A 25,015-nucleotide genomic window follows, 5' to 3' on the forward strand; every position below is an offset into this window, starting at 1 on the left:
CATGTCCCCCTTATAGATAAAGCGGCATATGTTGTAAACCTGTTGTCTCTTCTAGTCCCGCTATTATGTTTGCATTTTGAATCGCTTGCCCAGCCGCGCCTTTCATCATATTGTCTATAACAGAAACGACCGTAACTCTTTCAGTTCTTTCATCGTAAGCTATGCCAATATCACAATAATTTGAGCCTCTCACTTCTTTTGGACTTGGAAATTTCCCTTGCGTACAAATTCGGATGAAAGGCGATTGTTCATACGTTTCTTCATACAATTTTTGAAGTTGCTTTATTTCCATCTTTTGTTTTACTTTTGCATAAAGTGTAATCATAATTCCTCGTGATATCGGTATTAAATGTGTGCTAAATGTAATTGGCTGTGATCCATTATTCCATTCTGTAAGCATTTGCTCAATCTCTGGAACGTGCTGATGCTCATTCACTTTATAAATGTGCAAGTTATCATATAGCTCAGGAAAGTGAGTCATTGTTGTTGGTGTTTTTCCTGCTCCTGATACCCCTGATTTCGCATCAATAATAATCGAATCTTCTTCAATCATGCCGCTACGTACTAACGGCGCTATCGCTAGCAATGTGGCTGTAGCAAAACATCCTGGGTTTGCAATTAAATTTGCCTTTTGAATCCCAGTCCTTTTCCATTCACTTAACCCATACACTGCTTTTCTAAGAATTTCTTCTTTCGCTGCTGGCCTTTTATACCACAGTTCATATGACGAAGGATCTATCATACGAAAGTCTCCAGATAGGTCAATTACTTTTAAACCTTCTGCTAATAACTTGGGAGTTAACTCCGCCGATACTCCTGCTGGTGTTGCTAGAAATACGATTTCTGCTTCTTTCCCTATTGTCTTCACATCAATTTCTTGTAACGTATGAACGAGAACATTTCGAAGATGCGGATATACATTTGTTATACACTCACCAACTTGCGAAAAAGAATGAAGAGATGCTATCGAAAAATATGGATGTTGTTCTAATAAACGAATTAATTCAATGCCCCCATATCCAGTGGCTCCAATAATTGCGACTTTCATAAGTTCCTCCTCAAATCGATTCTTTAAATTAAGTATGATTATAATATTGTATATTTATAGAGTCAATTAAATATTTATAAATTTTTAAATCTAAAAAAACTTAATTTTATTAGAAAAATAATATACTCAACCGAATTTTTATACAAAAATAGTGCATAGTAGTTTTTTTATTTCACTTCAAGTACAATAAAACAATACATACGTACATACAGGCGGGAAAAAATATGAACGAAAAATTAATTGAGAAAATGATTATAAAAAGTTTTCAGCAATATCAATGCAGTCCAATATCAAAAGAAGATCAGGAAATGCTAGTGAAACATATTCAAACGGTGACTCATTCAAATATTGAAATTGATTTATACGAGGAGATTGAGGATATTGTTTATGATTATGTGACTGGAAAACAATAAAAAATAGGAGATTTCCATGTGGAAATCTCCTATTTTTTACTTAATGATTTACCTGCTACACGTTCAAATAAACCTGGGAATAAAGCATAAAGTTTTGGACCAATTCCCATCCACTTCGGTAAGTTTACTTCACGTTTTTTCGTGTGCATCGACTTTACGATTTGTTCTGCTACGTATGTTGGTTTTAACATGTAACGTCCCATATTCTTTACATATGTACCAGATTGATCCGCTATTTCAAAAAAGTTTGTATCTATCGGACCTGGATTAATTGCTGTAACATAAATATCTGTATTCGCTAATTCCATGCGTAAACTATTCGTAAATCCTAATACAGCATGTTTCGTTGCTGCATACGCACTTGATTTCGGAGTTGCAATTTTTCCGGCAAGTGAAGCAATATTAATAATATGTCCTTCGTTCTTGTTTACCATATAAGGTAGTACCGCTTTCGTACATGCTACTAATCCAAATACATTTACTTGGAACATATCTTTTACTTCACCCATTGACGCATCTTCAAACGTTTTAAAAATACCAAATCCCGCATTGTTTACTAATATATCAATACGTCCCACTTCTTGTAATACCTTTGAAAAAACAGACTGTACTTCCATCTCTTCACTTACATCTAATACATAATAATAGCAAGGCGTATTATAAGTTTCTTTAATTTTGTCTACTAACACTTGTAGTTTCTCTTCTGTTCGAGCCATTAATACTGGCGTCGCTCCCTGTGCTGCAACTTGCATTGCAACTTGCTCACCAATCCCACTAGAAGCACCTGTAATGACGATTACTTTATTTTGTAAACGTCCTGTCATTGCTGTCACCTACTTTGCATAATAAATCAATTGTTGCGATGACTCATCAATCATCACTTGTTGATTATATGCTAAATAGTCCAATTGTCCAACCGTTTCTGAAATAGTAAGTGGTAATTGTTCTTTATATAATACCGGAAATAGTTTTACACATACTTCAAATGCTGTCATTGGTTTTTCCTTTAATAATTCAAGCACTTTAAAAGCACGTGTTTCTTGCTTTTGTAATCTCGTTTCAATAAGTTGTTTCACATTTAGAACATCTTCCCCATGCCCTGATAAAATGCGTGAAATATTCATTTCGCTTAAACGCTGTAATGTTTGATTATATTGTAGTAATGGGCGTGCCCGCTCTGTTTGCCCTTCATATGGCGGTTCTAGTATTGGATTCGAAGAAATATGACTAATGAGAGCATCTCCACCAATTAATATTCCATCAGATTCTCTATATAAAGAAATATGAGTAGAAGCATGACCTGGTGTTTCAAGTACTGTAAATCCAGGCAAAGAATCAATACGATCTCCTTCTCTCACAGTATGCGTTAACGATCTATTACAAGAATATTTAAGTGTCCTCGTCGTCAATAACGACTCGTCTTTCAAAAATGCTGCTGGCACACCAAACTGTAAGGCCGTCTCTCTAAAAAATTCATGATACCGCTTTAAAAATTCTGGATTTTGTGTAATCCAAGGCTCATTCCAAGGATGTCCAATAATATTCGTCTTCTCAGAAAATATATTTAAAAGTCCACAATGATCTGCATGATGATGTGTAATGACTACTGTTTCAATATCTTCTATCGTATGTCCTAATGCACCTAATTGACTTTCTAACGCATTCCTTGCCTCTTCTGTATTCGTCCCTGTATCAATTAATGTTAATGTCTCCCCCTCAACTAAAAACACATTCACAGTTTCCACTGCAAATGGTACAGGAATCTCCATTCGGTGAATCGCCGTCATGCTTAGCCCCCCTGTCTCTTTCCGGTTCAAAAATGAATACTTCTTCAGTTTACAACTTCTATATATATTTGTCATTATTTTCAGATAAAAAGAGGTGTTTCCTATAAAAAAACGAATGTATGTACATTTATAAGAATTTCTAACCAAAATTAAAGGAGGAACATCATGTCTATTCAAAACATTTCCTTTCTCGGTGCAGGCTCTATTGCCGAAGCTATTATTGGTGGCTTGTTACATGCAAATGTCGTTAAAGGTGAACAAATTACTGTAAGTAATCGTTCTAACGAGACAAGATTACAAGAGCTACATAAAAAATACGGTGTCAAAGGTACTCATAATAAAAAAGAATTACTTACTGATGCAAATATTCTTTTTCTAGCAATGAAACCAAAGGATGTTGCAGAGGCGCTTACCCCTTTTAAAGAATACATAAATAATAACGTGCTTATTATTTCATTACTAGCAGGTGTTTCTACTGACTCAATTAGAAAACTACTTCAAAAAGACGTTCCAATTATTCGTGCAATGCCAAATACATCCGCAGCCATTTTAAAATCAGCTACCGCTATCTCCCCTTCAAAACATGCAACAGCGGAGCATATTCGCACTGCAACATCTTTATTTGAAACAATTGGTCTCGTCTCTGTTGTAGAGGAAGAAGATATGCATGCTGTCACTGCATTATCCGGAAGTGGACCTGCTTATATTTATTACGTAGTGGAAGCTATGGAAGAAGCTGCAAAAAAAATTGGTTTAAAAGAAGATGTTGCAAAATCACTTATTCTTCAAACGATGATTGGTGCTGCTGAAATGCTAAAAGCAAGTGACAAACACCCTTCTATTTTGAGAAAGGAAATTACTTCTCCTGGTGGAACTACCGAAGCAGGTATTGAAGTATTACAAGAACATAAATTTCAACAAGCACTTATTTCTTGTATTACACAGGCAACGAAACGATCACATAATCTTGGAAAAACATTAGAACAACTAACAAAAGAAAAATAGAAAAAGGAGCTCAAGTTTATTTGAGCTCCTTTTTCTATAATTACACTTAGTTATTGTTCTTCCCAAAAATCTCTTCTTGCAGGCGACGACCAGTCGGCGTTGCTGCAAGTCCACCTTCTGCTGTTTCACGAAGTGCTACTGGCATCGTTTGCCCGATTCTAAACATTGCCTCAATTACTTCATCACATGGAATTGTACTCGTTACACCAGCTAATGCTAAATCTGCTGAAATCATCGCATTCGCAGCTCCTGCTGCATTACGTTTTACACAAGGTACTTCTACAAGTCCTGCAACAGGATCACACACTAAACCAAGCATGTTCTTTAATGAAATTGCCATCGCTGTAGCTGCTTGATCTTGTGTTCCACCAGCCATCTCAACTGCGGCTGCAGCCGCCATTCCACTTGCTGAACCAACTTCAGCTTGGCATCCTCCCGCTGCACCAGAAATACAAGCGTTATTCGCAACAACCATACCGAAAGCTCCTGCTGTAAATAAGAATTCAATCATTTCTTCACGTGTAGGCTGCAATTTTTCTCTTAGTGCAAATAGTACACCTGGCACTGTTCCAGCAGAACCTGCTGTTGGTGTTGCACAAATAATTCCCATCGCTGCGTTTACTTCATTTGTTGCAACAGCTTTGCTTACTGCATCCAAAATCGTATCTCCAGATAAGCCTTTTCCGCTCTTCATATACGCTTGAACTTTTACAGCATCTCCACCAGTTAAACCAGTTGGTGATTTCACGCCGCGAATACCACGTTCTACTGCTTGCTCCATCACGACTAAGTTCTTTTCCATACCAGCAATTACTTCTTCACGTGAAATACTTCTTGTTTCCATTTCACATTGAATCATAATTTCTGCGATTTTTACATTTTGTTCTTTAGCTTGCGCCACTAGTTCCGCTGCGTTCCGAAACATGGTGTGTCCCCCCTGCAATTATTCCATAATAGTTACTTGACAAATATTTTGTTGCGCTTTTATTTCTTCAATTACTTCATCTGCTAATAATTCATCTGTTTCAATGACCATAAGCGCTCTTCTTCCTTTTTCTTTACGAGAAACACTCATTGTACTAATGTTAATCTCATGTTTCGCAAGGATTGAAGCTACCGCTGCAATAGCACCGAAGCGATCGTTATTTACAATAAGTAGTGCTGGGCTCGTGCCTGATAATTGAAGATCGAATCCGTTTAATTCTACAACTTCAATTTTACCGCCACCAATTGAGCAAGCAACAACTTCAATTTCATCTTCACCTTTATACAAACGAATTCTCGCTGTATTTGGATGAGGTGCATTGGCATCTTCTTCAATGAATTCCACTTCAATTTCGCGCTCTTTTGCTATTTCTAGCGCCTCTGGAATACGTAAGTCATCTGTTTCAAATCCTAATATTCCACCGATTAGTGCTACATCCGTACCATGCCCTCGATACGTCTTTGCAAATGATCCATATAACGAAATGCTTACTCTTTCTGGTTCATGACGAAACAGCTGGCGAGCAACTTGCCCCATTCTTGCCGCGCCTGCTGTATGTGAACTTGATGGTCCAATCATAACTGGACCGATAATATCAAATACTGAGCGATACTTCATCATAACTCCCCCTAAACCTCTATGAAAAAATTTATTCTACTATTCTATTAAGTTGCTACATCTGTCGCTTTTCCAGTTGTACCACGAATTTGTTCTGCTGTACGAATTGGATAGTTTTTGAATAAAAGTAATCCAATATAACCTGAAATAATACCAGTTATCATACTACATAAGAATCTTAGCATTATTTTCATTTAAAAATGATACAAGATGATCCAGAATAAAGTCTGGTAGCAATCCAAAGTTTAACACAGAAGCCATTGCAAGCATAGCATAAACAAGTGATATAACCATTGCTAATGCAACTAAATTTGCACCCGCTATTCCGCCTAGACTACCTGCTGATGTTCTGAACTCTTTTAAAGAGTGGTGTACCAATTAAATCTCCACCACCTTATTAATAAAAAGCTTCTACTAAGGAACTCGCAATAGCTACACTTGCTAATCATATCGTTTAGCTAAAAAGTGAAAAAGACTTATGACAAATAATAGTAATATCTTTCCTATTATAATTCTCGTGTTACTCTCTCATGATTTAGTCAACTTCACTTGTTACGATAATGACTAAAATACATGCGACTTATCATAAATTATAATCTGCCCTCATTATAGCTTGTTTTTTATAAAACGCTTACTTTTGTTGAATTTTAAAAGTTCTGAATAACAGTCCATTTCTGCTATTTGTATCACTTGTATGTCATCTGACTTATATAACAGTTTTTCTAAATAATCATTATTTCGTATTTTTATCGTATATATTCAAACCATTCTAATTTTCTGTACCATCCAAGTATAAGTATAAAATAATAACAGTTTTATTTTTAAATTTTTTTAGACATAAAAAAATGGTAACCCGCCGTTACCATTTTTTACAAAATTATTATTTTTCTACTGGGAATGATTTCAAATCTGTCGCTATTTCTGTATTAGAAAACAACTCTCTAGCCTCTTTCAATAATTCCTTATATGTATCTCCTTGATAACGAGAACTAATGTGAGTTAATATTAGTCGCTTCGCATTTGCCTGAAGTGCAATGCTCGCAGCTTGCTTAGATGTAGAATGAAAATAATCATACGCTTGTTGCTCATCTTCTGCTGCGAAAGTCGCTTCATGGACAAGTACATCTGCATCTTGCGCAAGCTCCCTACTCGCTTCGCAATATCGCGTATCACCTAAGATAGTAATAATTCTTCCTTTTTGAGGTGGGCCGATAAACTCATTTCCATTTAATATCGTGCCATCCTCTAATTCAACTACTTCACCATCTTTTAAACGTTTAAAGATTGGACCTGGTTTCACACCCATCTCAAGCAACTTATCAACTAAAAGAGCACCTTGTATATCTTTCTCTACAATACGATATCCAAAGCATTCTATACCGTGTGACAATCTTTTCGTTTCTACATAAAATTCATTATCTTCAAATACGGTACCTTCTTCTGTTATCTCCACAACTTCAAGTGGATATTTCACATGTGTCGTACTTACCGATAATGCCACTTCAATAAATTGTTTAATTCCTTTCGGTCCATACACCGTTAAAGGCGTAGTTCCTCCTTGAAATGAACGGCTACCTAATAAACCAGGCAATCCAAAAATATGATCGCCATGTAAATGCGTAATAAATATTTTTTCAATGCGGCGCGGACGTACAGATGTATGTAATATTTGATGTTGCGTGGCCTCGCCACAATCAAATAACCAAGTTTGTCCTCGTTCTTCTAACAATTGTAAAGCAATTGCTGAAACGTTCCTTCCTTTTGAAGGAACACCTGCACCAGTTCCTAAAAATACAAATTCCACTTTCTTTCCTCCAGCTCTAAATATACTCTATCTCTCATCTTACGGAATGTTATTTCAAATGGCAAATTGAATTTACATAACCAATCATCTAGACAACTATATAACACGAACATTATACTTAAAAAATTTAGCAATCGTTCGTGTTTTGTGTTAAAATGATTATACTACATTTTAAGGGAGCGTTTTATTATGAAAGAAGTATTTCGTTTACAAACTGATTTTTCATCTTCATTTGATCGCTGGGTAAGTTCTTTCGTGTCTGATCACCCAGCACAATTAGAATGGACAACTTTAAAGGAATTAATCCATGAATATACAACATCACATACAAATGATACGTTACCAGCATATATTTCTTCAGCTTTAACATATTACGCCCAACGCGTTTCAACTACAAACAGTTCAGAGATTGTTATTTTTGAAAACCCTACAATCTCGTAATCTATAATAAAAAAGCACTGGTTACAGTGCTTTTTTATTTATACTTATTTAGCAAATGATTATATTCCGTCCAAAAGTCGGTATACATACTTCGCTCAAACTCATTTGAAATTATCTTTTCACTTGATTTATTAAATAATTCTTTTGCTTGTAGTGCAAAAGAAACAATTTGTTTTCTATATTCATTTTCATTTACTTCTATATGAAGCCCTTCATAGTATATAGCCTTTTGATCAGTAGAAATAACTTTGACAAAATCCTTTAAAACCACATTTTCACCTATATGGTTTATAGTCCAATGAATTGAAATTGGGCATCCTAACATGAGCATAGTGCCACATCCGTGCAAAATAAGCCCCTCTTCATTTTCAATATCACAAATATATTCTTTATCTAAAGTTCGTAACAGAGCTAAAGCTGATTCACTTATTCCCCATTCCTCATCCATACCTGTTTGTGTAATAATCGTTCCATCCACATTTAAATAAATTTCCCCGTGAGAACATAAATCTTCCTGCTCATTAAACAACCACTTTTGATTCTCAATATTTATAATAAAATTTTGTGGTCCCATTACAAATTCCCCTTTTATAAAAATATTTATTTTTCATATTATTTATAATCAATATCATACATTTCATCCCACATATCTATTATAAATCCGTTTAATATTTTAAAAACACAGATAAAAAAGATATTGACACTACAATTTTACAGTGCTAACATTCAACATGTAATTGAATATGGTCTCTGTTAGGTGAGGCTCCTGTATAGAGAAACGCTGCTGCCCAAAAATGTCGAGAGACGCCAATGGGTCAACAGGAAAGGTCGGAATGAAGGCCTTTTTTAATGTAGCTGGTTTCAGTACCTATGCTATACAGTGCTAAAACTCAACGAGGGAGAGGTGCATGTATTTTGTCATACACAAAAACTGTTTTTATTTATGTCTACTAACAGTCTTTGTTGTGGACTCTTTTAACTGCGAATTCAGACCTTTACTCGTTTTGAGTAAAGGTCTTTTTACGTCTATATGCACCTTACTATGAAACAAACATAGCATATTCAGAAACTACTAAATTGTACGGAGGTGAGGAACAGTTGGCAATTGATGATTCGGCCCAGATACCCATACGTTTTACATTCATATTTCATCATGTAGGTAGGAAAGAAACTGTTCCTCACCATTTCAAATAGTTAGGTAACAGATTGTTTCCTCCTTCATGACAGAGGAGGAACTACCGATGTTTAATTTACAAAGACAAGAAACAAAGCATGCTTATGAGCAAGATAGCATGAAAACAAATAACGAATTATTAGTGGAGGTTGCAACACAAGATGTAAGCTCTGCGTTAAAACTTTTAGAAACAACACAAGATGGATTATCTAAACAAGAAGCGTCTCGTAGACTTTCTTTATATGGTCCGAACGAAATAGCTCATAATAAAATGGCACCGTGGTACATTCAATTTCTGTCGGCATTTAAAAATCCATTTATTTTCGTTTTATTAGCTCTTGGAGCACTCTCCTTTTTCACGGATGATATGCAAGGAACAATTGTCGTATCTGCAATGGTACTACTTAGTGCAACAATTCGGTTTTCCCAAGAATTTCGTTCTCAAAAAGCTGCCGATAATTTAAAAGCTATGGTTCGAACAACTGCAAGCGTATTTAGAATAAATGGATTTGTACATGAAACAAAAAATGTAACGAATTTAAATCGAAATTACACAACAGAAATTCCAATTGAGGAACTTGTACCTGGCGATATCATTTCCCTTTCAGCCGGTGATATCATTCCAGCTGATGTGCGTATTGTATCCGCTAAAGATTTATTTGTTAATCAATCTTCTTTAACAGGGGAAGCACTTCCTGTAGAAAAATACGAACACTGCTACCATACAGAAAATAAGCATATCTTACCGACAAACATGAAAAAAAATTACAATCCACTCGATATGGAAAACCTTTGTTTCATGGGAACAAATATTGTAAGTGGTAGCGCAAAAGCTGTTGTCATCTCAACAAGTACCGATACGTATTTCGGCTCTTTAGCCAATAAGGTAATTGGAAAGCGTGTAGAAACAAACTTTGATAAAGGTGTAAACAAAGTAAGCTGGCTCTTAATTACATTCATGCTTATTATGGCACCTATTGTCCTTCTCATTAATGGATTCACAAAAGGTGATTGGCAAGAAGCTTTCTTCTTCGCTATTGCCGTCGCTGTTGGCCTTACACCTGAAATGTTACCAATGATTGTAACTGCTAATTTAGCTAAAGGTGCCGTTAAAATGTCTAAACAAAAAGTAATTGTAAAACAGCTAAATTCTATTCAAAACTTAGGTGCTATGAACATTCTTTGTACAGATAAAACCGGAACTTTAACAGAAGATAACGTTGTCCTTGTTCGTCACTTAGATCCCAAGGGAAATGAATGCAATCGCGTCTTGCAATTTGCCTATTTAAATAGTTTCTATCAAACTGGATTGAAAAATTTAATAGATAAAGCTGTTATTAAGCATACAGAGGAAAACAATACATTTAATCCATCAGCTTTTCAAAAGCTAGATGAAATTCCATTCGATTTCGCCCGCCGGCGTATGTCAGTCATCGTAAAGGATATTTCAGGTGAACATACAATGGTTTGTAAAGGTGCCGTAGAAGAAATTTTATCAATTTGTAACTACACTGAAGTGGATGAAAAAATCGTTCCACTCACCCAGGAAATACGTTCAAATGTCAAAAAAATAAGTGAGACACTAAATAGTGAAGGTATGCGGGTTATTGCTGTGGCTTATAAAAAAGATAGAAGAATAAATGATACAGAGTACGCAGTAAAAGACGAAACTGATATGATTCTCGCTGGATATATCGGCTTTTTAGATCCACCGAAACCATCTGCAGCAGCTGCAATTCAAGCATTACAAAAACATGGTGTACAAGTGAAAATTTTAACTGGCGATAACGAAATTGTTACAAGAAAGGTTTGTAAAGAAGTTGGATTAGATATCTGCGAACCAATCCTCGGTTACGAGATTGATTCTTTACCAGATAAAGCATTAGCAAGACTTGCCGAAGAAACGACTGTATTTGCGAAGCTTAATCCCATGCAAAAATCTCGTATTATACACGCATTACAAGGAAATGGACACACTGTAGGTTACATGGGAGACGGCATTAACGATGCTGTAGCATTACGTGAAGCTGATGTCGGAATATCTGTTGATACTGCTACTGATATTGCGAAAGAAGCTTCCGATATTATTCTACTCGAAAAAAGTTTAACTATATTAGAAGCAGGGATTTTAGAAGGACGTACTACATTCGGAAATATTTTAAAATATATTAAGATGACAGCTAGCTCTAACTTCGGTAATGTGTTTAGCGTGTTAGTAGCAAGTGCTTTCATTCCTTTTTTACCGATGCTTGCCATTCATCTTTTAATTCAAAACTTACTTTATGATATTTCACAACTTTCTATTCCATGGGACAAAATGGATAAAGAGTTTCTAGAAAAACCACGAAAATGGGATACTGCAAACTTACGAAACTTCATTATTTGTATCGGCCCAATTAGTTCTATATTTGATATTATCACATACGTAGTCATGTGGAATGTATTTGGTGCAAATACACCGAGCGAGCAATCATTATTCCAGTCCGGTTGGTTTGTCGTTGGGTTGTTAACACAAACTTTAATTGTTCACATGATAAGAACACAAAAGATTCCATTTATTCAAAGCACTGCATCAACACCAGTCGTTTTATTAACCGCTCTTATTATGGCAATCGGGATTTATATTCCATTCTCACCAATTGGTGCAGCCGTTGGTTTACAAGCATTGCCACTTAACTATTTCCCTTGGTTAGTAGGAATACTATTAGGCTACGCTTTTTTAACACAATTCCTGAAAAAGCTTTATATTAAAAAGTTTCATAGCTGGTTGTAAAAATAAGAATGAGTGGGTATCCCCCGCTCATTCTAAAAAACATAACACATATTATATATGGAGGTGACCATGATGGTATGGTACGACATTGTATTCAGGTTAGTTATAGCAATTATTGTAGGAGCTTGCATTGGAATGGAAAGACAATGGAGACACCGAATGGCTGGGTTACGGACAAATGCTCTCGTATCACTTGGTGCCTGTATATTTGTTTTATTATCCGTCATGCTTGATCATGATGCTAGCCCATCCCGCATTGCTGCTCAAGTCGTTAGTGGTATTGGATTTTTAGGGGGTGGCGTTATTATCCGCGATGGTTTTAGTATTAGAGGGCTAAATACAGCAGCTACTTTATGGTGTGCAGCTGCTGTCGGTACTCTTACAGGCGCCGGTTTCCTCGTTGCAGCTATATTAGGTGCAGCAGGCGTGTTACTAGCAAATATACTTCTTCGCCCAATTGCTCTTTTTATGAATAAAAAATCAAAAGAAGAATCACCAGAACAAACGAACTACTTACTTTCCCTTACTTGTTCAGAAGAAAATGAAGCACATATTCGTTTTTTACTTATGCATATGGTAAGTACAGAAGGAATCGGTTTAAAAGAGTTGTATAGTGAAGACGTAGATTCTAATCAAAAGGTGTGTATACAGGCTACATTACATTGCAAGACAAATGCGGCTATCTTAATTGAAAAAATAGTAAGTAGAATGCTATTAGAATCTGGCGTTACTGGAGCTGGATGGAAGACTTCTTTAAATTTAGAAGCGAGTTAACTAGGAAAGGTGTCATGATTTTACTACTTCATGACACCTTCTACATAAACTTATTTTCTAACTTTTGTTGAAACGACTTCTCTTGCTTACGTAGTAGTTGACTACCTCGTTGTAAAATCGGTGTTCCATACTTATCGTTAATTTGATCAATGACAGCAAGTAGTGGTTCTTTTTTCGCATCCTCTTCAAATGAAAATAAATCTAATTGTTTCACCGATTCTGTCTTCCACTCTATTTCAGTAGCTGTAACACCTAGTAAACGAACGGAATCACCATCCCAATGTTGCTTCCATAAACGGGATGCTGCTTGAAAAATATCGCGTTCTTCCCAAATTGCATTTTTCAATTGCTTACTCCGTGTTACTGTTCGCCTATCATGGTATTTAATCATAATTTGAATATTATAGCTAACAAGGGTTCGCTTTTGTAATCTTTTACTCACTGATTTTGATAACCGTTCTAACATATCAAGTAATTCTTTCTCTTCATCCATATCCTTTGAAAAAGTCATCGAGTTACCGACACTTTTATGTTGGCCCATTTGACTCGGATCCACTTCCCTATCATCCGTACCTTTTGCACGCTTTTGTAAATCAATACCGTGCTTGCCAATTTTAGCGCGAATGATATGCTCGTCTCCCTTCGCTAACTGTTCAATTGTATGTATATGAATTTCATTTAATTTTTCAGCTGTTTTTTCTCCAATCCCATGCATTGCTTCAACTGAAAGTGGCCAAATCATTTCTGGAATATCACGTTTTCGAAGTACGGTAATACCGAGAGGTTTTTTCATATCAGAAGCTGTTTTTGCTAGGAAAAGATTTGGAGCGATTCCGATACTACACGGAAGCTGCAACTCTGTTAATAGTGCTTGTTGAATCATCTTTGCTATTTCAAGAGGCGAACCAAGTGCGTAGCAATCTGTAATATCTAAATATCCTTCATCTATTGAGACTGGTTGTATCTTTTCTGTAAAACGAGAAAGGACTTGAAACATTTGAAATGAAGCTTCGCGATATAATGTGAAATTAGGACGCCTTACAACTAATTGCGGGCATAACCTTTTCGCTTCCCAAAGGGGCATCGTCGTACGTATTCCGTATTCCCTCGCCTCATAACTACATGTTATAATAATTCCTTTTCTCTCTTTTTCATTTCCAGCAACCGCTAATGGCTTTCCTTGTAATGATGGATCATGAGCAATTTCAACAGATGCGAAAAAGCAATTCATATCTACATGTAAAATAACACGACCATTTTTCGGATACATTTCTCGCATAGTACTCACTCCCTAATCAGAACGTTCGTTCTTTTATTATATCAAATTTTGCACAATAGTTATAATAATTACTTGTTCTTTTTTATAATCGATATAAATCGAAACTTTAATCAACTCTCACTAATCGGACTTTTACGGGCAGCAGGGCCCCCACCTAACTTCTTTACTTTCGCTGAATTTTGAGGTAGGGGTCTTACTGTCCGGCAAATAGCGGGATAAACTCAACTATACATTCCTTGTAGTTATATTAATCATTGCAATTAATTATTTACTACTTCCGATTTTCAATATGAATACGTTAAGGTTATTCCCTCGTCTAGTACATGTAGCAACAACGTATATACTTCCATAGTTTTTCTTATATTCGCTTATACGTCTTGTCAAAGCAATCGAATCAAAATAAAAAGCGTGTAAATCATAATTGATTTACACGCTTTTTCTATTCCATTACTTCGCTACTTCTTCAATAATTGCAACAACTAATTCTGCTGTTTTTGCTAATTCTTCAACAGGAATCTTCTCGTTTGTTGTATGAATTTCTTCATAACCAACCGCTAAGTTAACTGTTGGGATACCATGTCCTGCAATTACGTTTGCATCACTTCCGCCACCACTTTGATGAAGAGAAGGTGTACGACCAATTTTTTCAGCTGCACGTTTTGCAACTTCTACAACGTGATCGCCATCAGCAAATTTAAATCCTGGGTACATAACGTTTACTTCAACGTCTGCATGACCGCCCATTTCTTTTGCAGTTGTTTCAAATGCTTCTTTCATTTTCGCAACTTGTGCTTCCATTTTCTCATTAATTAAAGAACGAGCTTCTGCAAAGATTTGTACATGATCGCAAACGATATTCGTTTGTGTACCACCTTCAAAACGTCCAATATTTGCAGTCGTTTCAGAGTCAATGCGACCAAGTGGCATCTTCGCAATTGCTTTCGCTGCGATAGTAATTGCAGATACACCTTTCTCCGGCGCTACACCAGCGTGAGCTGTTTTCCCGCGAATAATTGCGTTCACTTTCGCTTGTGTTGGAGCTGCAACAACGATTTCACCAACTTTTCCATCGCTATCTAATGCGTAGCCATATTTCGCTGTAATACGCTCACGGTCTAATGCTTTTGCACCAACAAGACCTGATTCTTCTCCGACTGTAATAATAAATTCTATTTTACCATGAGGGATATTTTTCTCTTTTAAAACACGGATCGCTTCGAACATTGATGCTAATCCAGCTTTATCATCCGCACCTAAAATTGTTGTACCATCTGATACGATATATCCATCTTTAATAGAAGGCTTAATTCCATTACCAGGAACTACTGTATCCATATGAGAAGTAAAGTAAATTGTATCAACACCATCTTTTGTTGCTGGTAAAGTACAAATTAAGTTACCTGCACCATGACCAGTTACAGCCATTGTGTCATCTTCAAATACTTCTACACCTAAATCTGTAAATTTCTTCGTTAATACTTTGCAGATTTCTGCTTCAAATTTCGTTTCAGAATCTACTTGTACTAATTCCATAAATTCATTTACTAAACGTTCTTGATTAATCATAAGACTGCGCCTCCTGCACTACCATTATGTATGTAACACTATTAATTATAACAGAATTTCGCAAAAGTTTCGAAATACAAGACAAAAAACAGATGGTTTACATGTCTAGATAACCATCTGCTTTCTATTACTCATTTAACAATACCCAGCGCATATGATCTTCCCACACGCCATTTACCATTAACATCTTCCTAGACACGCCTTCATATTGAAAACCTATCTTTGTTACTACTTGTATAGATGCTAAATTACGAGGCATAATCGGAGCTTCTATACGATGTAACTGAAATTCCCCAAAAGCAACTTGAATTGCTTTTCTAAGCGCTTCTGTCGTATACCCTTTGTTTAACTCTGCTTTATCTAATTTATAACTGAGTACACAAGATTGATAAATGCCACGAACGATTAAATTAAATGAAATACACCCAATTATTTTCGTATCATCACCCTTTTTAAAAATCCATAGTCTGATGATTTTCCCTTCTTCGAACTCTTTTCTATCCTTTTGCAACTTTTTCTTTTGATAATCTAGCGTAAAAAAATCATCCGGTCTATACTCTTCCCAAGCTTTTAAAAATTCACGATTTCTGTCGTAATATTGAAGAACTGTTTCAGCATACGACTCATCAATTTCCCTTAAGTATAAACGATCTGTTTCGTATATTTTCATCATCGTATCTCCATTCTTCAGCTTGCCCAACTAAAAATTAACAATATACCCTTTTACTATATTCTCTATACACACTCAAATTTCCTGTTATATTTTGCAATCCCCTCCCGAATTTTGTCCTCACTCTCCCCTTGTCCATAATTTCATTTCTCGTTACAATGAAATTGTACTGATTTGCAAGGAGGTATAACGATGCATAAAAAAGCTCAAAAAGTTATGGTTTATGTGATGCTGATTTCTATGCTTGTAACAACATTACTTGCTGGCGCGAGTATGTTTTGGTAAAAAGGGCGATGTGTTCGTCCTTTTTTTACTTTTTACACATGACAAAATAAACCATCTCGATATCGAGATGGTTTATTTTATATAAAACACAATCGCTACAATACTAAAGGAAAATGACATTACAAGTGCTATTACAAAACTTGTATATTGTTTCTGCTGAAATGCTCCAATAACAAAAGTTAGATTAAGTAATGCCATACATACAATTGCTACAAGATAAGAACATATATTAAAAGTTGCCAATATGAATGTAATAACAAATAGAAATCCCATAAAAAACTGCATATACGAAAGTTTTGGATTCAAGTACATATGAGCAACCCCTTTATCTAATTTTATCTTTCTATATTCTCATTAACGCACGGTTATGTACACATGTCAAGACAACTTATTATAATAGAAAAAGCCAACCTTTTCGTTGGCTTTTTCATATGCAACGGCTCCTTTTTCTTTTGCCAATTGCTGAAATGATTTTTTCGATTTCACAATCCATACTTTCGTTCCAATTGGAATGCGATCAAACAAATATTCCACATCGTTTTTCTTCATTCTTATACACCCTTGTGAAATATACTTTCCAATTGAACTCGGTTGGTTTGTTCCATGTATTCCATATTTACTTCCATCAGTTCCTCTTGCATTAAATCCAATCCACCTTGACCCAAGTGGATTTTTTGGCGACCCACCTGGAATATCCTTCGCAATATAATACGGATCCTTCGCTTTCATTACAACATCAAAAGTTCCTTCTGGAGTTAATTCATTCGTTTTCCCTGTCGCTACTGGAAAAACCTTTTGAATCTTTCCATCGTCAATGTAAGCTAATTTATTCGTTGCTTTATTTACAATAATAAAAGGATCTCCGGCACGTGGATTATCCCCAAGAGGCCAAATCGGCGATAAAGAAAGACATAATATGATAGAGAGAAGATACGGCATAGATAATTCCTACCTTCTATATAAGTTCTTTTATATTATCCTTTCCCTTAAAGCGACTTTTAATGAGTAAATATTGTTCCATTTCATACACAAGTTGAACAAGTTTCGCACGTATCTCAAATTCTTCGCGTGTAGCTGGTAATGGCATGTCTCTAAATAATCCCCTCATTTCTTGAAGCTGCCTTAAGGAAATAACGCCAGTACTCTCAGGGCTAATAGCATTACCAATGTTTTCAACAACATCTGCAATCATATCAGCTTGTTCATATGTCCATGATAAAGAAGCTGCTAGTGGTATCATTCGCTCTAAAATTTCGAATTGTTGCATACGCATATTAAAATAACGATAGTAATAATCATCTTCTCGCATAAATGCATTCTCAAGTTTTTTAAACGATAAATCTCTTGCTTCATTTAACATATTCTCGGTTTCAATGAGTTCTGCCCCACTCCAACTACTTTCTCGATTTCGTAAATACACAACCATTTCAAACAAAATCGTTTTAAAATTGCTCTCTATTTTATCCTGATACTCTTTTAGCTTATTTTCACTACTCGGCATATACATATTTACTAATAACGCCACGCTAATCCCTATCGTTAATATAGCAATTTCATTTCCAACTATAAGCCATGTAATTTGCTTCAATGAATATAGATGCATAACAATAACTGAACTCGTGACAATGCCTTCTTGAATTTTAAGCATTACTGCAGTCGGAATAAATGTAAGTAACAATATGCTAATTGCAAGTGGTGTATAGCCGATCGTTTCAAAAATACAAAACGCGAATACCATTGATAATACACAAGCTAGAAAACGATGTAACGACACTTGAAGCGATTTGCGCTTCGTATTTTGTACACATAAAATAACTAAAATACCTGCTGAACTATAAAATTCCAACCCTAATAACTGAGCAATAAAAACTGCCGCGCCTGTCCCTATTGCTGTTTTTACTGTACGGTATCCAATTTTAAACATATCATTACTCCTATATGTATAAACGTATTTACAGCTAGTATAAAAAAAGGATGACACAATGTCATCCTTTTCTACTTATTATTCACATAACCTTTTCATATTACAATATTTTTTGTAAAAATTGTTGCGCACGTTCACTTTTCGGTGCTGCAAAAAATTCTGCTGGCGCACTATCTTCTACAAGCTTTCCTCCGTCTAAGAAAAGAACACGATCTGCCACTTCTTTTGCAAAGCCCATTTCATGTGTAACGATAGCCATCGTCATTCCTGTCGTAACTAACGATTTCATAACTTCTAACACTTCTTTCACCATCTCTGGATCTAGCGCCGATGTCGGTTCATCAAATAACATAACTTCGGGTTCCATTGCTAACGCTCTTGCAATTGCTACACGTTGCTTTTGTCCTCCCGAAAGACGATTTGGATACGTATCTTTTTTATCTACTAGTCCAACCTTTTCTAAAAGTTTCTCAGCTTTCTTTTCAGCTTCTTGCTTCGTTACCCCTTTTACATTGGTAGGAGCATACGTAATATTTTCTAATACAGTCATATGAGGAAATAAGTGAAAATGTTGAAATACCATACCGACATTTTCACGAACATGCATAACATTCGTTTTCGGATTCGTTACTTCTTCCGTTCCAATCCAAATGTGACCATCCGTTGGTGCTTCTAACATATTCATACAACGTAAAAATGTTGATTTTCCTGATCCAGAAGGTCCTATAATTGCAACTACTTCCCCTTTTTCAATCGTTGTTGTAATTCCTTTTAATACTTCGTTTTTACCAAATGATTTATGAAGGTTTTCAATTTTAATCACTTTTCTTCATTCTCCCTTCAATTGCCTTCCCGACTAATGTAAGAATAATGACTAACATATAATAAATCAGTCCAACAAAAAGTAATGGTTCAAGATATTTAAATGTCTCACCGCCTACGATGTAAGCACGACGCATTAAATCAGTCGCGCCTATTACTGTTACTACAGCCGATTCTTTCGTAAGTGTCGCAAATTCGTTCACAAGCGCTGGTAATATATTTTTTAATGCTTGAGGGAAAATAATATTTCTCATCATTTTTCCGTATGGTACCCCTAAAGCCATTGCTGCTTCTGTTTGTCCTTTATCCACCGCTTGAATACCAGCACGAATTACTTCTGACATGTATGCACCTGAATTCAAGCTAAATGCAAGTACAGCAGCTAAGAATGCTGGTATTTCATAACCAATTATTTGCGGGACACCGAAATAAATAATCATTAATTGCAATACAAGGGGTGTACCACGAAAAATTGATGTATAAAAATCTGCTGCTATATTTAATGCTCGTATTCTAGCAATTTTACAAAGTGCTAATAGCGTTCCTAAAATAAATCCTGCTAAAGCTGATACTGCTACAATTTTCAAAGTAACTTCTAAACCTTTTAGTATATATGGTATCGAAGGCGTAATCGCCGAAAAATCTAAGTTCATTCTTTTCATTCCCCTCACAGAAAAGTGAAAGGCAGCTTATTTTCCGCTGCCAAACCATTTCTTCACTAATTTATCCATTTCTCCATTTTCTTGCATTTTTTTAATTACTTTATTAAATTCAGCTGTTTTATCACTGTTTTTCGGAAGGGCAATTGCTGCTCCAACTTCTTCTGGCGCTTCTTTAATTTCAACTCCTTGTAAATCTTTCATTTTCTCTAAATAATTTTTAGCAACTGTGTCTTCTATAATTGCAGCGTCAAAACGACCAGCTTTAATTTCTTGTACGATTTCTGGTATACGGTCACGTCCCTCAACCTGGAAATCTACTTGTTTTTTAAATTCTGCTGCTTTCTCTTCTTGAATAGACCCTGTTTGTACTCCTACTTTTTTCCCTTTTAAATCCTCTACAGATTTAATGTTAGAATCCTTTTTAGAAACGATCATATTTTTCGCAACAAAATAAATATCTGTAAAATCAACATTATTTTTACGCTCTGCAGTTGGCGTCATGCCTGCCATTACGAAATCAACTTTTCCTGAACTAAGAGATGCTAATAAACCACCAAAATCCATATCTTTCACTTTCACTTCATACCCAAGTTCTTTTCCGATATATTTAGCAACATCAACATCAAAGCCGATAATTTCATCGCTCTTTGACGCATCTACATATTCATAAGGTTTATAATCTGCTGAAGTTCCCATTACGAGTACTTTTTTATTTCCTTTTGTTTCTTTCGATTCCCCATTACTACAAGCGCTGAATATACTTACAATTAAAATAAGTGCAAACGATATTGATACTAACTTCTTCATCTTTCTTCCCCCTAATGATGTATATTTAAAAGTTTAATAGAATATTTATTCGATGTTTGTATTTTATCAGCACTTTTATTTTTATGCAATATATAAAATAAAAATAAATAACAAAACAATATAAATGCTATTTTTTATGTATAAAACGATGCATAAAATAACACAACTATGCATATTCCATAAATTTTAATAATAAATAAAAAAGGCGGCACATCCACTTGATTGTGGACGTGCCGCCTTTTCTCTTATTTTTTATAGTTCTTCACAATTCTCTTCAAAATATGATTGTAGTTTCGCAATAACTTGCATCGGTTCATGACCTTCAATTTCATGACGCTCTACCATCGTTACAATTTTTCCATCTTTTAATAAAGCAAATGATGGAGAAGAAGGTGGGTACCCTTCGAAATATTCACGCGCTCTTGCTGTCGCTTCTTTATCTTGACCTGCAAACACCGTTACAAGGTGGTTAGGACGTTTATCATAATGTACGGAATGCGCAGCAGCAGGACGAGCAATACCACCTGCACAACCACATACAGAGTTTACCATTACAAGTGTTGTTCCATTTCTTTTAAACGCTTCTTCTACCGCTTCTGGCGTCGTCAATTCTGTATATCCAGCAGAGACAATCTCTTCACGCGCTTGGCGGACAACATCATTCATAAAAAAGTTAAAATTAATCACTCTTTTCCCTCCTCTAAAACTACCTATTTGTATCTTACCAGTTAATGTTTATGAAATACAAGTAAGTTTACTTGTATTTAAGTATAGAAAAGGTGTTAGAGCTCTTGCTCTAACACCTTTTCTTTAATGACCACGATGTTTTTGCTTTGTTTTTTGTACTTTCATTAAACGTCTTCTTTCTTTTTCAGCTTCTCGCTTCTCTTTAGACTGCACTTTCTTTTCTTGTTTATGCAATTCATAAGATAAACTAATCGCCTCTTGCGCCTTAGTAAAACGTTTAATATTTATTTCTTTTGCTGCTTGTCGTATGATACGCTTTATGTTTTTAGGACGCTGTTTTTCTTTAACTTCTACACCACATTTTGCAAAGTGCTGAAAATGCTCTAAAAGTGAACCATTCACAAACATAAGCACTTCTTCATCTGACGGTTCCGCCCCAAAAATATACCTCGCCCCATACAATTTCCCTTGTTCTTTACATGTAATGATTCCAACAAAAAATTGGCCATCGTGATATACTGTCAAATCCATTGACAGCCCCTCCTTTAAAAGATTAGAAATACAGGACATCCCGGAGGGGAAGGTTACTGACATGAAATCATGCGTCTGGACTACCAACCAGAACTGTGTTTTTGTATTTCTTTCACTATGATTATATCTTTTTTTCCATAATCTTCATATATTCAGCAATCATTTTTTTATGCGATCCTACAATATAGTCAGGTAGTTCTGTTACTGAAAAGAATTTAAGCTGAACTGCTTCTTCTTTATTCATAACAAAATCCCCTTCGTATTCATCTGTATAATAGGCGGTTGTTACAGATTGAAATTCATCACCGTTTGCTAATTTTGTAAAGTAGTTCGCTCCAGAAAATACATTGATTAGTCGCAAGTTCTTCACTTTTATTCCTGTCTCTTCATATACTTCACGATAAGCTGTTTCTTCTGGTGATTCACTAAGCTCCATTAGCCCGCCAGGTAGCCCCCATTTTCCGTACGGCTCTGTCCGCTGCTGCAATAAAACATATCCATTTTCATTTATAATGAGTACAACAGCACCAACTAAAATTAAAGGGCGATGACCAACTATTTTTCGTAATTCTTCTACATATCCCACCGTATCGCCTCCTTTTTCGTTGTCCACACTATTGTATCATATGTTCGAAACGACAAAATGCGTATATTTTTCATTTTTTTAACAAAATATTTATTTTATGTGATTCATCTACTGTAGCTAACATAATAGATTCCACTTCTGTACTCTCCTCTAGAAATTCTCTCGCCCAAGCTTCTGTTTTTCCTAATAATGCAAGAACATCTTTCTGTATCCTCCCATCCTTTACTAATACAAAAGAAACTGGAGATTTTTTTCCCGCCACTTTAAGATCAAGCCGCGAAACTGCTTCATATTCTGGATACCGAAATATAGAAACGACACCGTTTGCTTCCCATAATGCTAATTTAATCGTTTGAATATCGCTCACATTTCGCATACGAAGTTCCGAAAACAAATATTCCACGGTAATTCTCGCCTTTTTCAAATTGCTAAAATCAATGGAACCATTATGTATAAGAATGATAGGTGCTGGCTCTAAAAAACGTCTCCATCTATCCCATTTCAGCATTAAAACTGAGCTTATAATATGAAGTACAACGAGTATGAACGTTGTAATCATCGAGCCCAGTAACCCTACTTTTTCATCAGACAATGCGTTAGAAATATTCCCACCAAGCAATAACACTAATACAACATCTAAAAAACGAAGTTGTGCGATAGACCTTTGTCCCATCGCTTTCGCAACTAATATTAAAAATATGTATGCTATAATAGCCCGAATAACCCATTCACTACTAGAAAGATGCCGTGCTCCTTCAAAAATATGCATATGCATCACTTTGCACTCCTTACCCGTCTCAAACTGCTAACCTGTTTTAGTTTGCAACGTTTATGAGCATATATGTAAAAAAGCTGGTTCGTTTAAAAACGAACCAGCTTTTTTTACTTAACTGAAAACATATATTTTTTATACGTTTTCCGTACCGATAGTATGAGCCCCATCATAATCATATTCGAGAATAAGGAACTTCCCCCATACGATAAGAAAGGTAATGCAATACCTTTTACAGGCATTAATCCAACGATCATACCGATGTTTTGGAATATTTGAACTGTTAATATACCGATCGATCCAGCGCATAATAATGTACCAAATAAATTATCAGCGGAATAACCAATAATAATTGTTCGATATAGTAGTAATAGGAACAAGAAGACAACTAAGGCTGCTACGATAAATCCACCTTCTTCGGCAATTGTAGCGAAAATAAAGTCAGTATGCTTCTCTGGGATATAGACGCTTCCTCCCCCAAACCCTTTACCTTCCATTCCTCCACTACCTACAGCTAAAATCGATTGTTGCGTTTGATAACCTTGATCTGCATTTTCAAATGGATTTAACCAACCTACAATACGCGACTGTTGGTGAGGTTTTAGTAAAGTAACTAAATTATTATAGAAAAAATCTTGATACTTAAAGAAAATAAATATTAAAGCAGATAATATGGTCAACGGAATAACTGTACATAATGCTATCAATTTCTTTTGAATACCTGACATAAATAAAATACATGCAATAGCAGCAGCATATAAGAACACCATACCTGTATCAGGTTGACTATATACAACCGCCATAGGTGGAAGTGACACTAGCATAATTTTACCTACTAGCTTTAAATCTGTTTGGAATGTCCTTGCCATATACTGTGCATTATGTTTTACTGCTATACTCGCTACTACAAGTAGCAATGCAATTTTGAAAAACTCAGACGGCTGAATTTGTCCAAATACTGGGAAAACAAACCATCTTTTTGCACCTAATTTTTCAGGTGTAAAACCTGATGGTGGTAATACTTTCAAAAGAATAAGTGAAGCAAACCCAGCAATATAAAGCGGCCAAGATAATTTTTGTAACTGATCTAAATCAATGCTTGCAACAAGAAGTAACAATACAACCCCAATTATGTAGTTAACACCTTGTTTCATAGCAAAGTTTGCAGCTCCATACTGTCCCGTTTGCTGACTGCTATATATAGCAGCTATACTCGTCACACATAGTGCACACAAAATTAAAATTAATTTTACATCTAAACTTTTTAGAAACTCGGTACTTCTTTTCATGACATCCTCCTGAAACATTGTTACGGCAAAAATAAAAAACCAGGAGTCAACATTCTTCATGTTTTGACGACTGATTACACATTATCTATAAAACACTTATATAGAATAACTCTCTTTTTCATACAATACAATATATTATACTACAGTTTCATCAGTAAGATTTGCCAAAAAAATTATTCTTTTCTTATTTTATATCCATATACCATATATCAGCAATGTATTTTCGTAAATTCCTAATACATAATCGTTTATTGTAAGATTACTGGGAAAGATATTTATACATATAGTAGGATGTAGATGAAGAAATAAGATA

General features: G+C 35.4%; 28 protein-coding genes and 1 riboswitch. Of the genes, 6 read left to right on the forward strand and 22 right to left on the reverse strand.

Annotated features, from left to right (window positions below; genetic code table 11):
* Nucleotides 1-10: 10 nt before the first annotated feature.
* Nucleotides 11-1,048, reverse strand: a complete 1,038-nt coding sequence (gene argC / locus ACTFR3_RS11750) for an N-acetyl-gamma-glutamyl-phosphate reductase (RefSeq protein WP_000861256.1) — start codon at nucleotides 1,046-1,048, stop codon at nucleotides 11-13.
* 224 nt (nucleotides 1,049-1,272) lie between these two features.
* Between argC and ACTFR3_RS11755 the strand changes: the two genes are divergently transcribed.
* The gene (locus tag ACTFR3_RS11755; protein ID WP_001003222.1) at nucleotides 1,273-1,461 is read left to right on the forward strand and encodes a YqzH family protein; all 189 of its coding nucleotides are present in this window, start codon (nucleotides 1,273-1,275) and stop codon (nucleotides 1,459-1,461) included.
* Nucleotides 1,462-1,490: 29 nt separating this feature from the next.
* Here the strand turns inward: ACTFR3_RS11755 and ACTFR3_RS11760 are convergent, their stop codons facing one another.
* Both ACTFR3_RS11760 and ACTFR3_RS11765 read right to left on the reverse strand, forming a co-directional pair.
* Nucleotides 1,491-2,285, reverse strand: a complete 795-nt coding sequence (locus ACTFR3_RS11760; RefSeq protein ID WP_000147797.1) for an SDR family NAD(P)-dependent oxidoreductase — start codon at nucleotides 2,283-2,285, stop codon at nucleotides 1,491-1,493.
* A gap of 9 nt (nucleotides 2,286-2,294) precedes the next feature.
* A complete protein-coding gene (locus ACTFR3_RS11765; protein WP_000125119.1) occupies nucleotides 2,295-3,248 on the reverse strand; it encodes an MBL fold metallo-hydrolase in 954 nt (317 codons plus the stop codon).
* A 165-nt stretch (nucleotides 3,249-3,413) separates the two neighbouring features.
* Here ACTFR3_RS11765 and proI point away from each other — a divergent pair, with 165 nt between their 5' ends.
* Complete coding sequence (gene proI, locus ACTFR3_RS11770) at nucleotides 3,414-4,253, forward strand: pyrroline-5-carboxylate reductase ProI (protein WP_000027249.1); 840 nt, start codon at nucleotides 3,414-3,416, stop codon at nucleotides 4,251-4,253.
* 46 nt (nucleotides 4,254-4,299) lie between these two features.
* Here proI and sdaAA read toward each other — a convergent pair whose 3' ends face one another.
* The 4 genes from sdaAA to rnz all read right to left on the reverse strand — a co-directional run bounded on the left by sdaAA (nucleotide 4,300) and on the right by rnz (nucleotide 7,660).
* Nucleotides 4,300-5,178, reverse strand: a complete 879-nt coding sequence (gene sdaAA, locus ACTFR3_RS11775) for an L-serine ammonia-lyase, iron-sulfur-dependent, subunit alpha (RefSeq protein WP_000489461.1) — start codon at nucleotides 5,176-5,178, stop codon at nucleotides 4,300-4,302.
* Nucleotides 5,179-5,196: 18 nt separating this feature from the next.
* Nucleotides 5,197-5,856, reverse strand: coding sequence for an L-serine ammonia-lyase, iron-sulfur-dependent subunit beta (gene sdaAB, locus ACTFR3_RS11780; protein ID WP_000877445.1), 660 nt, complete (start codon nucleotides 5,854-5,856; stop codon nucleotides 5,197-5,199).
* A gap of 165 nt (nucleotides 5,857-6,021) precedes the next feature.
* Complete coding sequence (locus tag ACTFR3_RS11785) at nucleotides 6,022-6,234, reverse strand: hypothetical protein (RefSeq protein ID WP_000233385.1); 213 nt, start codon at nucleotides 6,232-6,234, stop codon at nucleotides 6,022-6,024.
* Between the two features lie 502 nt (nucleotides 6,235-6,736).
* Nucleotides 6,737-7,660: a ribonuclease Z gene (gene rnz / locus ACTFR3_RS11790; protein ID WP_000397455.1), complete on the reverse strand. Its 924-nt coding sequence runs from the start codon at nucleotides 7,658-7,660 to the stop codon at nucleotides 6,737-6,739.
* Between the two features lie 189 nt (nucleotides 7,661-7,849).
* On the opposite strand from rnz, the gene ACTFR3_RS11795 reads away from it, so the two are divergent.
* Nucleotides 7,850-8,101 carry a DUF3932 family protein gene (locus ACTFR3_RS11795; protein ID WP_000665709.1) on the forward strand — a complete coding sequence of 84 codons (252 nt, stop codon included), beginning with the start codon at nucleotides 7,850-7,852 and terminating at the stop codon, nucleotides 8,099-8,101.
* Nucleotides 8,102-8,135: 34 nt separating this feature from the next.
* Here ACTFR3_RS11795 and ACTFR3_RS11800 read toward each other — a convergent pair whose 3' ends face one another.
* Nucleotides 8,136-8,675, reverse strand: coding sequence for a hypothetical protein (locus ACTFR3_RS11800; RefSeq protein WP_000529166.1), 540 nt, complete (start codon nucleotides 8,673-8,675; stop codon nucleotides 8,136-8,138).
* 168 nt (nucleotides 8,676-8,843) lie between these two features.
* A riboswitch (M-box (ykoK) riboswitch) is annotated at nucleotides 8,844-9,011 on the forward strand.
* A 331-nt stretch (nucleotides 9,012-9,342) separates the two neighbouring features.
* Between ACTFR3_RS11800 and mgtA the strand changes: the two genes are divergently transcribed.
* Both mgtA and ACTFR3_RS11810 read left to right on the forward strand, forming a co-directional pair.
* A complete protein-coding gene (gene mgtA / locus ACTFR3_RS11805) occupies nucleotides 9,343-12,048 on the forward strand; it encodes a magnesium-translocating P-type ATPase (RefSeq protein WP_440044433.1) in 2,706 nt (901 codons plus the stop codon).
* Between the two features lie 72 nt (nucleotides 12,049-12,120).
* A complete protein-coding gene (locus ACTFR3_RS11810) occupies nucleotides 12,121-12,822 on the forward strand; it encodes an MgtC/SapB family protein (RefSeq protein ID WP_000262342.1) in 702 nt (233 codons plus the stop codon).
* Nucleotides 12,823-12,862: 40 nt separating this feature from the next.
* On the opposite strand, the gene ACTFR3_RS11815 is transcribed toward ACTFR3_RS11810, so the two are convergent.
* The 3 genes from ACTFR3_RS11815 to ACTFR3_RS11825 form a co-directional block, all read right to left on the reverse strand.
* A complete protein-coding gene (locus ACTFR3_RS11815) occupies nucleotides 12,863-14,101 on the reverse strand; it encodes a DNA polymerase IV (RefSeq protein WP_001208858.1) in 1,239 nt (412 codons plus the stop codon).
* A gap of 447 nt (nucleotides 14,102-14,548) precedes the next feature.
* Nucleotides 14,549-15,667, reverse strand: coding sequence for a tripeptidase T (locus ACTFR3_RS11820; RefSeq protein WP_000609803.1), 1,119 nt, complete (start codon nucleotides 15,665-15,667; stop codon nucleotides 14,549-14,551).
* A gap of 127 nt (nucleotides 15,668-15,794) precedes the next feature.
* Entirely contained in the window at nucleotides 15,795-16,340 is a 546-nt protein-coding gene (locus ACTFR3_RS11825; RefSeq protein WP_001987197.1) for a GNAT family N-acetyltransferase, read from the reverse strand.
* Nucleotides 16,341-16,529: 189 nt separating this feature from the next.
* Here ACTFR3_RS11825 and prli42 point away from each other — a divergent pair, with 189 nt between their 5' ends.
* Nucleotides 16,530-16,622: a stressosome-associated protein Prli42 gene (gene prli42 / locus ACTFR3_RS11830; protein ID WP_000549040.1), complete on the forward strand. Its 93-nt coding sequence runs from the start codon at nucleotides 16,530-16,532 to the stop codon at nucleotides 16,620-16,622.
* A gap of 72 nt (nucleotides 16,623-16,694) precedes the next feature.
* On the opposite strand, the gene ACTFR3_RS11835 is transcribed toward prli42, so the two are convergent.
* The 11 genes from ACTFR3_RS11835 to ACTFR3_RS11885 all read right to left on the reverse strand — a co-directional run bounded on the left by ACTFR3_RS11835 (nucleotide 16,695) and on the right by ACTFR3_RS11885 (nucleotide 24,702).
* The gene (locus ACTFR3_RS11835; protein WP_000281167.1) at nucleotides 16,695-16,934 is read right to left on the reverse strand and encodes a DUF3894 domain-containing protein; all 240 of its coding nucleotides are present in this window, start codon (nucleotides 16,932-16,934) and stop codon (nucleotides 16,695-16,697) included.
* A 66-nt stretch (nucleotides 16,935-17,000) separates the two neighbouring features.
* The gene (locus ACTFR3_RS11840; RefSeq protein WP_001146566.1) at nucleotides 17,001-17,561 is read right to left on the reverse strand and encodes a L,D-transpeptidase; all 561 of its coding nucleotides are present in this window, start codon (nucleotides 17,559-17,561) and stop codon (nucleotides 17,001-17,003) included.
* Between the two features lie 16 nt (nucleotides 17,562-17,577).
* A complete protein-coding gene (locus tag ACTFR3_RS11845) occupies nucleotides 17,578-18,546 on the reverse strand; it encodes an aromatic acid exporter family protein (RefSeq protein WP_000472673.1) in 969 nt (322 codons plus the stop codon).
* A 100-nt stretch (nucleotides 18,547-18,646) separates the two neighbouring features.
* A complete protein-coding gene (locus tag ACTFR3_RS11850; RefSeq protein ID WP_000590205.1) occupies nucleotides 18,647-19,369 on the reverse strand; it encodes an amino acid ABC transporter ATP-binding protein in 723 nt (240 codons plus the stop codon).
* Nucleotides 19,362-20,021, reverse strand: a complete 660-nt coding sequence (locus ACTFR3_RS11855; protein ID WP_001046916.1) for an amino acid ABC transporter permease — start codon at nucleotides 20,019-20,021, stop codon at nucleotides 19,362-19,364. The genes ACTFR3_RS11850 and ACTFR3_RS11855 overlap by 8 nt, the downstream gene beginning before the upstream one ends.
* Nucleotides 20,022-20,057: 36 nt before the next feature.
* Entirely contained in the window at nucleotides 20,058-20,837 is a 780-nt protein-coding gene (locus tag ACTFR3_RS11860; protein ID WP_000737672.1) for a transporter substrate-binding domain-containing protein, read from the reverse strand.
* Nucleotides 20,838-21,089: 252 nt separating this feature from the next.
* Nucleotides 21,090-21,503: a BrxA/BrxB family bacilliredoxin gene (locus ACTFR3_RS11865; protein WP_001979317.1), complete on the reverse strand. Its 414-nt coding sequence runs from the start codon at nucleotides 21,501-21,503 to the stop codon at nucleotides 21,090-21,092.
* A gap of 144 nt (nucleotides 21,504-21,647) precedes the next feature.
* A complete protein-coding gene (locus tag ACTFR3_RS11870) occupies nucleotides 21,648-22,055 on the reverse strand; it encodes a YjdF family protein (protein ID WP_000366601.1) in 408 nt (135 codons plus the stop codon).
* A gap of 121 nt (nucleotides 22,056-22,176) precedes the next feature.
* The gene (locus ACTFR3_RS11875; protein WP_000542536.1) at nucleotides 22,177-22,641 is read right to left on the reverse strand and encodes an NUDIX hydrolase; all 465 of its coding nucleotides are present in this window, start codon (nucleotides 22,639-22,641) and stop codon (nucleotides 22,177-22,179) included.
* A 70-nt stretch (nucleotides 22,642-22,711) separates the two neighbouring features.
* Nucleotides 22,712-23,416: a DUF421 domain-containing protein gene (locus ACTFR3_RS11880; RefSeq protein WP_000550974.1), complete on the reverse strand. Its 705-nt coding sequence runs from the start codon at nucleotides 23,414-23,416 to the stop codon at nucleotides 22,712-22,714.
* Between the two features lie 107 nt (nucleotides 23,417-23,523).
* Entirely contained in the window at nucleotides 23,524-24,702 is a 1,179-nt protein-coding gene (locus tag ACTFR3_RS11885; RefSeq protein WP_000831181.1) for an FtsW/RodA/SpoVE family cell cycle protein, read from the reverse strand.
* Nucleotides 24,703-25,015 lie beyond the last annotated feature (313 nt).

This window comes from Bacillus cereus group sp. MYBK14-1, from assembly GCF_051916885.1.
Taxonomy (GTDB): Bacteria; Bacillota; Bacilli; order Bacillales; family Bacillaceae_G; genus Bacillus_A; species Bacillus_A cereus.

Excerpts from the sequence above, each read along its gene's own strand:
- proI (WP_000027249.1), top strand. The coding sequence starts at position 3,414 with ATGTCTATTCAAAACATTTCCTTTCTCGGTGCAGGCTCTATTGCCGAA.
- ACTFR3_RS11870 (WP_000366601.1), bottom strand. The coding sequence starts at position 22,055 with ATGGATTTGACAGTATATCACGATGGCCAATTTTTTGTTGGAATCATT.
- ACTFR3_RS11860 (WP_000737672.1), bottom strand. The coding sequence starts at position 20,837 with ATGAAGAAGTTAGTATCAATATCGTTTGCACTTATTTTAATTGTAAGT.
- argC (WP_000861256.1), bottom strand. The coding sequence starts at position 1,048 with ATGAAAGTCGCAATTATTGGAGCCACTGGATATGGGGGCATTGAATTA.
- sdaAA (WP_000489461.1), bottom strand. The coding sequence starts at position 5,178 with ATGTTTCGGAACGCAGCGGAACTAGTGGCGCAAGCTAAAGAACAAAAT.
- ACTFR3_RS11855 (WP_001046916.1), bottom strand. The coding sequence starts at position 20,021 with ATGAACTTAGATTTTTCGGCGATTACGCCTTCGATACCATATATACTA.
- ACTFR3_RS11800 (WP_000529166.1), bottom strand. The coding sequence starts at position 8,675 with ATGGGACCACAAAATTTTATTATAAATATTGAGAATCAAAAGTGGTTG.
- ACTFR3_RS11765 (WP_000125119.1), bottom strand. The coding sequence starts at position 3,248 with ATGACGGCGATTCACCGAATGGAGATTCCTGTACCATTTGCAGTGGAA.
- ACTFR3_RS11880 (WP_000550974.1), bottom strand. The coding sequence starts at position 23,416 with ATGCATATGCATATTTTTGAAGGAGCACGGCATCTTTCTAGTAGTGAA.
- ACTFR3_RS11840 (WP_001146566.1), bottom strand. The coding sequence starts at position 17,561 with ATGCCGTATCTTCTCTCTATCATATTATGTCTTTCTTTATCGCCGATT.
- ACTFR3_RS11815 (WP_001208858.1), bottom strand. The coding sequence starts at position 14,101 with ATGCGAGAAATGTATCCGAAAAATGGTCGTGTTATTTTACATGTAGAT.
- ACTFR3_RS11760 (WP_000147797.1), bottom strand. The coding sequence starts at position 2,285 with ATGACAGGACGTTTACAAAATAAAGTAATCGTCATTACAGGTGCTTCT.
- sdaAB (WP_000877445.1), bottom strand. The coding sequence starts at position 5,856 with ATGAAGTATCGCTCAGTATTTGATATTATCGGTCCAGTTATGATTGGA.
- ACTFR3_RS11835 (WP_000281167.1), bottom strand. The coding sequence starts at position 16,934 with ATGTACTTGAATCCAAAACTTTCGTATATGCAGTTTTTTATGGGATTT.
- ACTFR3_RS11755 (WP_001003222.1), top strand. The coding sequence starts at position 1,273 with ATGAACGAAAAATTAATTGAGAAAATGATTATAAAAAGTTTTCAGCAA.
- ACTFR3_RS11795 (WP_000665709.1), top strand. The coding sequence starts at position 7,850 with ATGAAAGAAGTATTTCGTTTACAAACTGATTTTTCATCTTCATTTGAT.
- ACTFR3_RS11810 (WP_000262342.1), top strand. The coding sequence starts at position 12,121 with ATGGTATGGTACGACATTGTATTCAGGTTAGTTATAGCAATTATTGTA.
- ACTFR3_RS11885 (WP_000831181.1), bottom strand. The coding sequence starts at position 24,702 with ATGAAAAGAAGTACCGAGTTTCTAAAAAGTTTAGATGTAAAATTAATT.
- ACTFR3_RS11865 (WP_001979317.1), bottom strand. The coding sequence starts at position 21,503 with ATGAATGATGTTGTCCGCCAAGCGCGTGAAGAGATTGTCTCTGCTGGA.
- mgtA (WP_440044433.1), top strand. The coding sequence starts at position 9,343 with ATGTTTAATTTACAAAGACAAGAAACAAAGCATGCTTATGAGCAAGAT.
- ACTFR3_RS11845 (WP_000472673.1), bottom strand. The coding sequence starts at position 18,546 with ATGTTTAAAATTGGATACCGTACAGTAAAAACAGCAATAGGGACAGGC.
- ACTFR3_RS11825 (WP_001987197.1), bottom strand. The coding sequence starts at position 16,340 with ATGATGAAAATATACGAAACAGATCGTTTATACTTAAGGGAAATTGAT.
- prli42 (WP_000549040.1), top strand. The coding sequence starts at position 16,530 with ATGCATAAAAAAGCTCAAAAAGTTATGGTTTATGTGATGCTGATTTCT.
- ACTFR3_RS11820 (WP_000609803.1), bottom strand. The coding sequence starts at position 15,667 with ATGATTAATCAAGAACGTTTAGTAAATGAATTTATGGAATTAGTACAA.